This window comes from Mesorhizobium sp. B2-4-19, assembly GCF_006441315.1.
In the GTDB taxonomy this organism is placed as follows: domain Bacteria; phylum Pseudomonadota; class Alphaproteobacteria; order Rhizobiales; family Rhizobiaceae; genus Mesorhizobium.
Genome location: NZ_VFUV01000027.1, coordinates 41,110 through 48,395 on the forward strand (window position 1 = coordinate 41,110; position 7,286 = coordinate 48,395).

The 7,286-nt window shown below is 61.8% G+C and carries 8 protein-coding genes and 1 pseudogene; 5 read left to right on the forward strand and 4 right to left on the reverse strand.

Translation table 11 applies throughout. From position 1 onward, the window contains the following. Positions 1-463 precede the first annotated feature (463 nt). Together uppS and FJ546_RS29570 are read right to left on the reverse strand one after the other, a co-directional pair. Positions 464-1,237: a polyprenyl diphosphate synthase gene (gene uppS, locus FJ546_RS29565; protein WP_210243129.1), complete on the reverse strand. Its 774-nt coding sequence runs from the start codon at positions 1,235-1,237 to the stop codon at positions 464-466. Continuing rightward, positions 1,209-1,586, reverse strand: coding sequence for a transglycosylase domain-containing protein (locus FJ546_RS29570; protein ID WP_181168137.1), 378 nt, complete (start codon positions 1,584-1,586; stop codon positions 1,209-1,211). The genes uppS and FJ546_RS29570 overlap by 29 nt, the downstream gene beginning before the upstream one ends. 280 nt (positions 1,587-1,866) lie before the next feature. Between FJ546_RS29570 and FJ546_RS31390 the strand changes: the two genes are divergently transcribed. The 4 genes from FJ546_RS31390 to FJ546_RS29585 all read left to right on the forward strand — a co-directional run bounded on the left by FJ546_RS31390 (position 1,867) and on the right by FJ546_RS29585 (position 3,769). Then, positions 1,867-2,013, forward strand: coding sequence for a hypothetical protein (locus tag FJ546_RS31390; RefSeq protein WP_181168138.1), 147 nt, complete (start codon positions 1,867-1,869; stop codon positions 2,011-2,013). A 202-nt stretch (positions 2,014-2,215) separates the two neighbouring features. Further along, the gene (locus FJ546_RS29575) at positions 2,216-2,653 is read left to right on the forward strand and encodes a curlin (RefSeq protein WP_140892704.1); all 438 of its coding nucleotides are present in this window, start codon (positions 2,216-2,218) and stop codon (positions 2,651-2,653) included. Between the two features lie 62 nt (positions 2,654-2,715). Further along, positions 2,716-3,117, forward strand: coding sequence for a curli-like amyloid fiber formation chaperone CsgH (gene csgH, locus FJ546_RS29580; protein WP_140892706.1), 402 nt, complete (start codon positions 2,716-2,718; stop codon positions 3,115-3,117). A 235-nt stretch (positions 3,118-3,352) separates the two neighbouring features. Then, the gene (locus FJ546_RS29585) at positions 3,353-3,769 is read left to right on the forward strand and encodes a curlin (RefSeq protein ID WP_140892708.1); all 417 of its coding nucleotides are present in this window, start codon (positions 3,353-3,355) and stop codon (positions 3,767-3,769) included. 418 nt (positions 3,770-4,187) lie between these two features. Here the strand turns inward: FJ546_RS29585 and FJ546_RS29590 are convergent. After that, positions 4,188-6,199: pseudogene (locus FJ546_RS29590) on the reverse strand (hydantoinase/oxoprolinase family protein). Beyond that, on the reverse strand, positions 6,196-6,537 hold the full coding sequence (gene fdxA, locus FJ546_RS29595; RefSeq protein ID WP_140892709.1) for a ferredoxin FdxA: 342 nt from the start codon (positions 6,535-6,537) through the stop codon (positions 6,196-6,198). Before fdxA ends, FJ546_RS29590 begins: the two are co-directional and overlap by 4 nt. Before the next feature lie 144 nt (positions 6,538-6,681). On the opposite strand from fdxA, the gene FJ546_RS29600 reads away from it, so the two are divergent. Beyond that, positions 6,682-7,197: a PTS sugar transporter subunit IIA gene (locus tag FJ546_RS29600; RefSeq protein WP_140892711.1), complete on the forward strand. Its 516-nt coding sequence runs from the start codon at positions 6,682-6,684 to the stop codon at positions 7,195-7,197. Positions 7,198-7,286 lie beyond the last annotated feature (89 nt).

Sequence of the window (7,286 nt, forward strand, 5' to 3'; positions counted from 1 at the left end):
GACGCCGATGCCCATCAGTTCAATCTAGAGGTGGTTTAGATCCGGTCCCCGGAAAATTGGAGCTTGCGGTGGCGGGGAACTGCATGATGGGAAGCGGACAATGCCCTATCCACGATTTACGAGACGGAATGCTTGAATTTCAATGTCCAATGCTCCCACCCGATCGTCAGGAAGGGCGCCTGGGTCAGAACAATTTGCCAATTTCAGGGTACGATAGATGCCGCGCCAAGGCGCGGATCACCCATTCCGAAAAGCTTGCCATTTTCGAGAAGCACCGGAAGTTAACTGCTACCCGTCCAAGTGAACCTTTCTCCAGCTAAACTACTAATATGGCCAACCTAGGAAAGTTCGTGAGCGGACCAGACGGCGATACCCCTCTACGCTATCGGGTGCACGAAAAGAGCTTGATCTCGCCGACGGCTGGATGTGACTTCTTGGTGCTGGATAAAGCAGGTTCGGGGCTTCATTTCCCGAAACGCCGATGCCGCTGCTGGAAAGCGCGAACTGCGCGGAGGAAATCGACTTTGCGAAATTCCGGCCAGTCCACGTCCGAAAAATAGAACTCACTCCGAGCGCTCTGCCAAAGAAGAAAACCCGACATGCGGATCTCGCCGCTGGTACGGATTATCAGATCTGGATCTGGAAGCCCAACCGTATAGAGATGTTCGTCAATATCCTTAGGGCTGATTGTAGCAAGCATTGTATCAAGTTCGATGCCTTGCTGCATTTTGTGACGAATGAGGCTGCGGACCGCGTCCACGATTTCCTCGCGTCCCCCATAGGCAATTGCGATTGTAACCGTCAGGACGTCATTGCCAGCCGTCTTCTCGGCGGCCGTCTGAAGCACTCTCACCGTCGACGGCGGCAGCAGGTCGAGCCGGCCGGCTGCCTTCAGCCGAATGCATCGCTGCTGGATCAAGGGGTCATCCGCCAACGCCGAAATTTTGCGCTCGACGGCTGCAAGAATGGCAGACACCTCCTCGGCGGGTCTTTGCAGGTTGTCGATCGAGAACACCCAGAGCGTGACCGCGCGAATTCCGAGTTCGATGCACCAGGCAAGCACATCGTCGAGCTTTTCAGCGCCGAGATCGTAGGCGGCGCGGGGATTGGTGTAGCCGCTCCTTCGCGCGAAACGCCGGTTGCCGTCAAGGATGATACCGACGTGACTCGGGCTTGGATGCGCGCGGATCTGGCGCCGCAGCCTGATTTCATAAAGCCAATATAAAAATCCGATCACCGCATAGCCCTGTCGAATGTTCCGTAGCGCGGGCAAGCGATTGCTCGCGCATCTCCTTCGTGAGGAAGCCCGCCGCTACGTGTCCAAAAACACGGCGCGAGCGCGGCGCTCGACCTGCTATTCGTCCGCGCCGGTTTGTGGAAAAATCGTCGTGCTGCGGTTTCGATTCCGCGGGCGCCTCTGCAAAATGGACGCGGTTCACATGGACTTCCAGAGTTTGATCCTTGCTGAAGCGATGCTCCAGTGTCAACGCAACAGCAATTTCGCGGAGCTTCCGACCAATCATAGATCGTTGCGGTGGAGTTCGGTTCTTGGCAAAGCGATTGTGCTGCTCCTTGGTCTGCTCCATCCTGCGCGCCATTGATGTCGTGGGAAGGTTGCAAATGTCGACCTTGGGATGAGCAATGGCGACTACTTTGCGAACGGATCATCGACTAAGCGTAGGAAGAGCAACGCCGCATGGTCTGAGGCAACGGCTTGGCTTATCCGCCACGTACTGGCGGCGGCACGCGCATGTTTCTGCGTCACCAACTGATCCATTGCATTGTCGCTGTCGATGGTTACGAAGGGGCGTTTTAAGCCCCAGATGTCCGCATTGCGAGTAATCGGCTATCAAGGCGGTGTTTTGCTTGACCGCCAAAGCGCACGTCGATGACGGCACGATCGTCATCCGCAGCCTCGAAGGACGGTCGAAAAATGAGCGCGGGCTGCCCGTGGGCGGGCAGGTTAACCCGGCCGACCCAATGTCGCCGGTGCGCGGCGGCAGGAGCTTCTAGTCCAGATCTATGCTTCCGCACTGTTGGGGTTGGTTTCCGAAGCCGACCCTCGAACGAAACCTCGACATAGGTGCCAACTCCGAAGCCTCAAACGGAGCGGTCATGAACTTCCGCTGAATAGAGCCTTCAGCCCCCATTCCGGACGAGCTCTCTACAAAGGGACCGTTCAACCGCGGTTCCCCCGCACCGAAGGAGAAGTCTCATGACCCGCACCTCAATCATCGCCACAGCCCTTGCCGCCGTCGTCGGCTTCATCGCCGCCGAGCCCGCCATGGCCAACGATGTGAACATCGAACAGTATGGCTGGCGCAATTCCGCCGGCGGCGGGCAGCACGGTTACCACAACCGCATACATTTCTATCAGGATGGCCGGTTCAACACCGCGATCGGCCAGCAGAATGGTCATCGCAACCGGTCGGTGATCGGCCAGCAGGGCATCAACAATTATGGCGCGACCTACCAGTACGGCAACCGCAACGCCGCGGGCATTGCCCAGTTCGGCTCGAACCATACGGCCATCCTGACGCAGGACGGCAACGGCAACGTCGCCGCCGGTGTCCAGGTCGGCCACGGGTGCAATGCCGATGTCAGCCAGGGCGGCAGCGGCAATGTCGCCGCCTTCGTCCAGGACTGCCCCTGAACCATGGACGGCCGGCAAGAGTGTTGCCGGCCGCCATCCCTGCAATCGCGAGGAGATCAACCATGACCAGACTGGACAAGCGAACAATAGCAGCATCCGCCGCGCTCCTGGCTGTCATCGTCGCCGGCGCAACCGCCGCAACGGCCGGCAAGGATGGCTCGAATTCCGAAACTCTGCGATGCGAGATCCGGGACACGCTCCAAGGCGACGCCATCCTGCTTGAGCCCGTGGTTTATGCCGACAGAAGCATCAACGGCACCTACACGGTCAGCGTCTCCGGGGGTGGCGCGTCCGGCTCCGCCAGCATCCGGCAGGGCGGCGCCTTCGAGGTCGGTCCCGGCAATCCCGCGTCACTCGGCCGGATGAGCGTGGGAGCCAATGGCGCTGCCTACGACGTCAAGCTGAAAGTGACTGCTGGTGGAGCCAGCGTCACCTGCGTCAAACAGGTGTCCGGCGCGACCTGAGCGCCGGCTATTCTCGAGGATCGAAAGGAGGGCTCCGGGCAACCGGAGCCCTTCCCCTTTACACGATGGGTTCCTTCCGAAGTGATGCAAAAAAAGTATTTAAGGCTTCGGCGGTTCCGTCGAAGGCCGCGCCGCTCCAGGTCTTGAACCGCTGCTGAACGGACCCTTCCGTCACGGTTCAGCTTCGCTGTGCGACTGTGGCTCATCAGATGATGAAGCCACAAGGAGAGGCATCATGAACCGCCAGGTCACAAAACTTATCGCCGCCATCGCGCTCGCGACAGCCATCGGTCTGCCCCTTGTCTCCGCTCCGGCGAAGGCGGGCGGTTCGATCGGGTTCTACTACGCGCCTCCGACGGCCCGCGATGGGCGGGCGCTGGATCTCGGCCTGCGCGCCTATTCGGTCTACAACGGGCTCCGCAGCAGCGCCCATATCAGGCAGTTCGGGTGGAACAATCGTGCCGGCATAGGTCAGGACGGGGCCGGCAATCTCGGCATAATTCGACAAGAGGGCAGCGGTCACTCGGCCACCTTACGGCAGGATGGCAATGACAATTCCTACGGCATCTTCCAGTTCGGCACAGGCACCGACGCCGACGTCACACAGACCGGCAACGGACAGAGCGGCGCGGCGCTGTTGTTCGGCTGGTAAACAAGAAACCGCCCGATTTCGGATACGTGGACGATTGTCCGGCGAATCCCTGCGGTGATCGGCTACGGCCCACAAGCACGCCTCTTGGCAAACGAAGGGGCGGCCATGGGCCTCAATCGTTCCAATTATCCTTCATCCTGTTGCCGATAGGTGTCAAACGGCAATTTTACACGCCGATTCACAGCAGGCGGGGATCATGACGCTTGACGCACCTCCCGAGCCCGGTACAGCGCGTCGTAGCGTTCGACGTTGGCCTGCGGTTTCTTGGCCAGGGTCCAGCAGTGGGTCAACTATCGCCAGGGTCATCGTGTTTGCGTTGTTCACTTATATGAACGGCCCAACGGAACAGGGGCGATCCTGGTCGTCTTGCGCCGTGCTGCTCGCCAACCGTTCAGTAGCGATCCGCCCCTCCAGGGGGTCACGACGCGATGCGTTGCCGTCCCGTGGCAGTCGCGACGACGATGGCTTCAACTAAACTGCGTTCGCCTCGATCGTCGCCACCTTGATCTGCCTTGCGGTCTCAATGCGCCTGATCGGCCCCGGCGCGGTCGGCGAGGCTTGCCGCCAGGAGGCGCACGTGGGCCTCGGCGGCCGCCATAGCTTCATCCTCGGTATCGAAGTCATCCAGCCGCTCGCTGGAATTGAGACGGAAAAGGCCGATCTCCGGCTGGCTGACTCGCGCTTCAGCCGACATGCGCACGTGCCCAACGACGGCGCCCAGTGCATTCGCCACGTCGGCGTGTTCGGCGATGTGGCAGTCATTGCCAATCAAGGGCGGCAGGCCAGCATAGTGGAGCGATGCGGAGGCCCCGAGCCCGATCACCGGCCGGTCGAGCACGATCGACAGCTGCGCCATCCCGCACCGCTGGCGAACCGCCCGCTGGACCAGCGGATTGGCAACGGAGACGCCGCCGTCCAACCCGTCCTCGGCAAAGACCGTTTCAAGGATTGCTTCGGCCGAACGCCGGGTGACGGAAACAAGAACCATCTCAGAGAATGTGTCCGCGTCTTTCGCGATGTGATGCCCCTGGCCGTCGCGTCTGAGTGCGAACAACTCGGCGCCCATTCGCGCCGCAACAGAATCCCAGTTGGCCTGTCGGCCAAGCACATGAGCCGCATCGGACGGCGTGAAGCCGACGATATGCACCAGCCTGCGTCCGGCCAGCCGATCGAGTGTCGCCACCTGCGACGTCAACACGAGCAGCTCATCGAGCGCGGCGGGAATTGCCGAGATGACGGCGTAGAGCCGCGCCTCCGTGGCCGTCAGGCCGGCCGCGAGACGATCAGGGACCCCCGTGCGCAATGCAAAGCGGCCGTCGAGCCGGCTGGTGTTGGGGTTGAGCAATTGACGCTGCAGATCCTTGCGCACGACATCGCCATGCGTCACCGCTGCGAGCGCCAGCGGCACGAGCCGACGCGGCCCCAACACGATGGAAGAAGTCAGGGACCTCTCCTGAAGCGAAACTTCCGAATCTCCCCCGAGGCCGAAGGCGCGCATGGCGACAGCCTCGACCATGGTGCGCTGACCACCGACGGTCGCGCCTTCGGGATCGAGCCGCAGGCGGCCGGCTTCCAGAACGGCGATATCGGTGGTCGTGCCGCCGATGTCGGAAATCACCGCGTCGTCGAGGTCCGTCAAGTACCGCGCTCCTACTAGGCTGGCCGCCGGGCCGGAAAGGATGGTCTCGATCGGCCGCGCGCGTGCAAATTTCATCGTGACCAGCGAGCCGTCACCGCGCACCATCATCAGCGGCGGCGCTATGCCCCGCTTTTGGAGAAAGCCTTCCGTGGCATCGACAAGGTGGGCGATCATGGAAATGAGGCGCGCGTTGAGGGTCGTCAGCGCGCGCCTCGGCCCGCCGAGCTTCGACGACAGTTCATGCGAGCAGGTCACCGGAAGCCCGGTACGCTCACGGATGAGTTCACGCGCCGCGACCTCATGTTCGGGATTGCGAACCGCGAAATACGAGGCCACGGCGATGCCTGACACGGTTTCGGCGAGAGAGGGCAGCGCTGCCGCAAAAGGGTCCAGATCAAGAAGTCTGGATCACCGTGGACGTCTTGCCCGCCTGGGCAAAAAATGACCGGATCGGTGCCCAGCGCCTGTGCCAAACCGCTCCGGACAAGATCGCCTTCGGCGAAGCCGATCATCACCAGGGCGACCCGTCCGCCCTGCCCTTCGATCAATGCGTTGGTGGCGAGCGTCGTCGACATCGACACCAGCTTGATCGCCGAGGAAGAAATGCCGGACTCGTCGACAACCGCGTCGACGGCGCCGCCGATACACTGGGCGAGGTCGTGCCTGGTCGTCAGTGACTTCGCCTTGGCGACGATGCCCATGCCCTCAGACCACAGTACGGCGTCGGTGTGGGTGCCGCCCGTGTCGATGCCGAGATACAGCGGGAACGCCTGCCCGGTACTTATGTTCATGCATCCCCCTCGCCCGGATTGGGCGAGAAGTACCTCGCGAGCTTTCCCGTTTCGCCGTCGAATGCCTTCACATCCGCGGGCGGATCGCGTTTGATTGAGATGTTTGGCCAAGCCGACGCGTATTCGGCGTTCAGCACCAGCCAATCCTCAAGGCCGGACACGGTGTCGGGAAAGATTGCCTGGGCAGGACTCTCAGGCTCGCAGACGCCGCAGTCGATGCATTCGTTAGGATGGATGACGAGCATGTTTTCGCCCTCGTAGAAGCAGTCGACGGGGCAGACTTCCACGCAATCCATGTATTTGCACTTGATGCAGTTGTCGGTGACCACGAACGTCATGCGGCACCCGTGTCGTAGAACAAGTCCACGAGATGGCGGATCTGTTGCTCGGAAACCGGGGCCGTATCCCTCACACTGATGCTCATCGGTTCGATACCCTGCGGCCCTTCAAACCAGCGCGTAGGAGATGTCGAGCGGAACGCGATGATCATCGACCGCCCGAACGCCGGAGATGTTCTCGGCCAGAACGAGCGACGCCTGCCGTTCCTGCTCCGACATGTAGCCGCCCCAGAAGGCGACCACCCCGTTGGGACCGTGCTGGCGGCATTTCTGAACCGTGAAAGCCTCGGCTCAACAGGTATCGGGCATGGCATCGCAGTTCCCCACGCGCTCCTGGAGGAGCTCCTGGCTCCTACTGCGACGCTGGCGGTCATGGACCGCCCGGTCTGGTTCCGGGCTCCCGATGAACAGGCTGTCGACGTGGTGCTGGCGGTGATCTGGCCGCGGGAGCGTGCGGGGGAGTTCATGCCTGCGCTCGCGCGCTTCTGCCGTAAGCTGTCTCGTCTGGACGTCCTGAAAGGGATTCGATGCGCCGCGTCGCCCGACGGAGTCCTGGCATGCCTCGGGGCTTCAGACGGCCTCGGTCATCAACCCCATCCCGCAACCCTGGTCTCCTCGGCGCGGACGGCGGGCGGAGCGACACGGGAGGGCATTCAATGATGGCGAAGGTCGAAGCCGGCCGGAGGATTGCTTGGCGTGACGGAATGATGACCGATCAGGATGTCGCCGACGCGCTGGAATGCGACGTC

Coding starts and splice junctions, on each gene's coding strand:
- FJ546_RS29570 (WP_181168137.1), bottom strand. CDS start 1,586: ATGGAGCAGACCAAGGAGCAGCACAATCGCTTTGCCAAGAACCGAACT.
- FJ546_RS29575 (WP_140892704.1), top strand. CDS start 2,216: ATGACCCGCACCTCAATCATCGCCACAGCCCTTGCCGCCGTCGTCGGC.
- csgH (WP_140892706.1), top strand. CDS start 2,716: ATGACCAGACTGGACAAGCGAACAATAGCAGCATCCGCCGCGCTCCTG.
- FJ546_RS29585 (WP_140892708.1), top strand. CDS start 3,353: ATGAACCGCCAGGTCACAAAACTTATCGCCGCCATCGCGCTCGCGACA.
- fdxA (WP_140892709.1), bottom strand. CDS start 6,537: ATGACGTTCGTGGTCACCGACAACTGCATCAAGTGCAAATACATGGAT.
- FJ546_RS29600 (WP_140892711.1), top strand. CDS start 6,682: ATGATCATCGACCGCCCGAACGCCGGAGATGTTCTCGGCCAGAACGAG.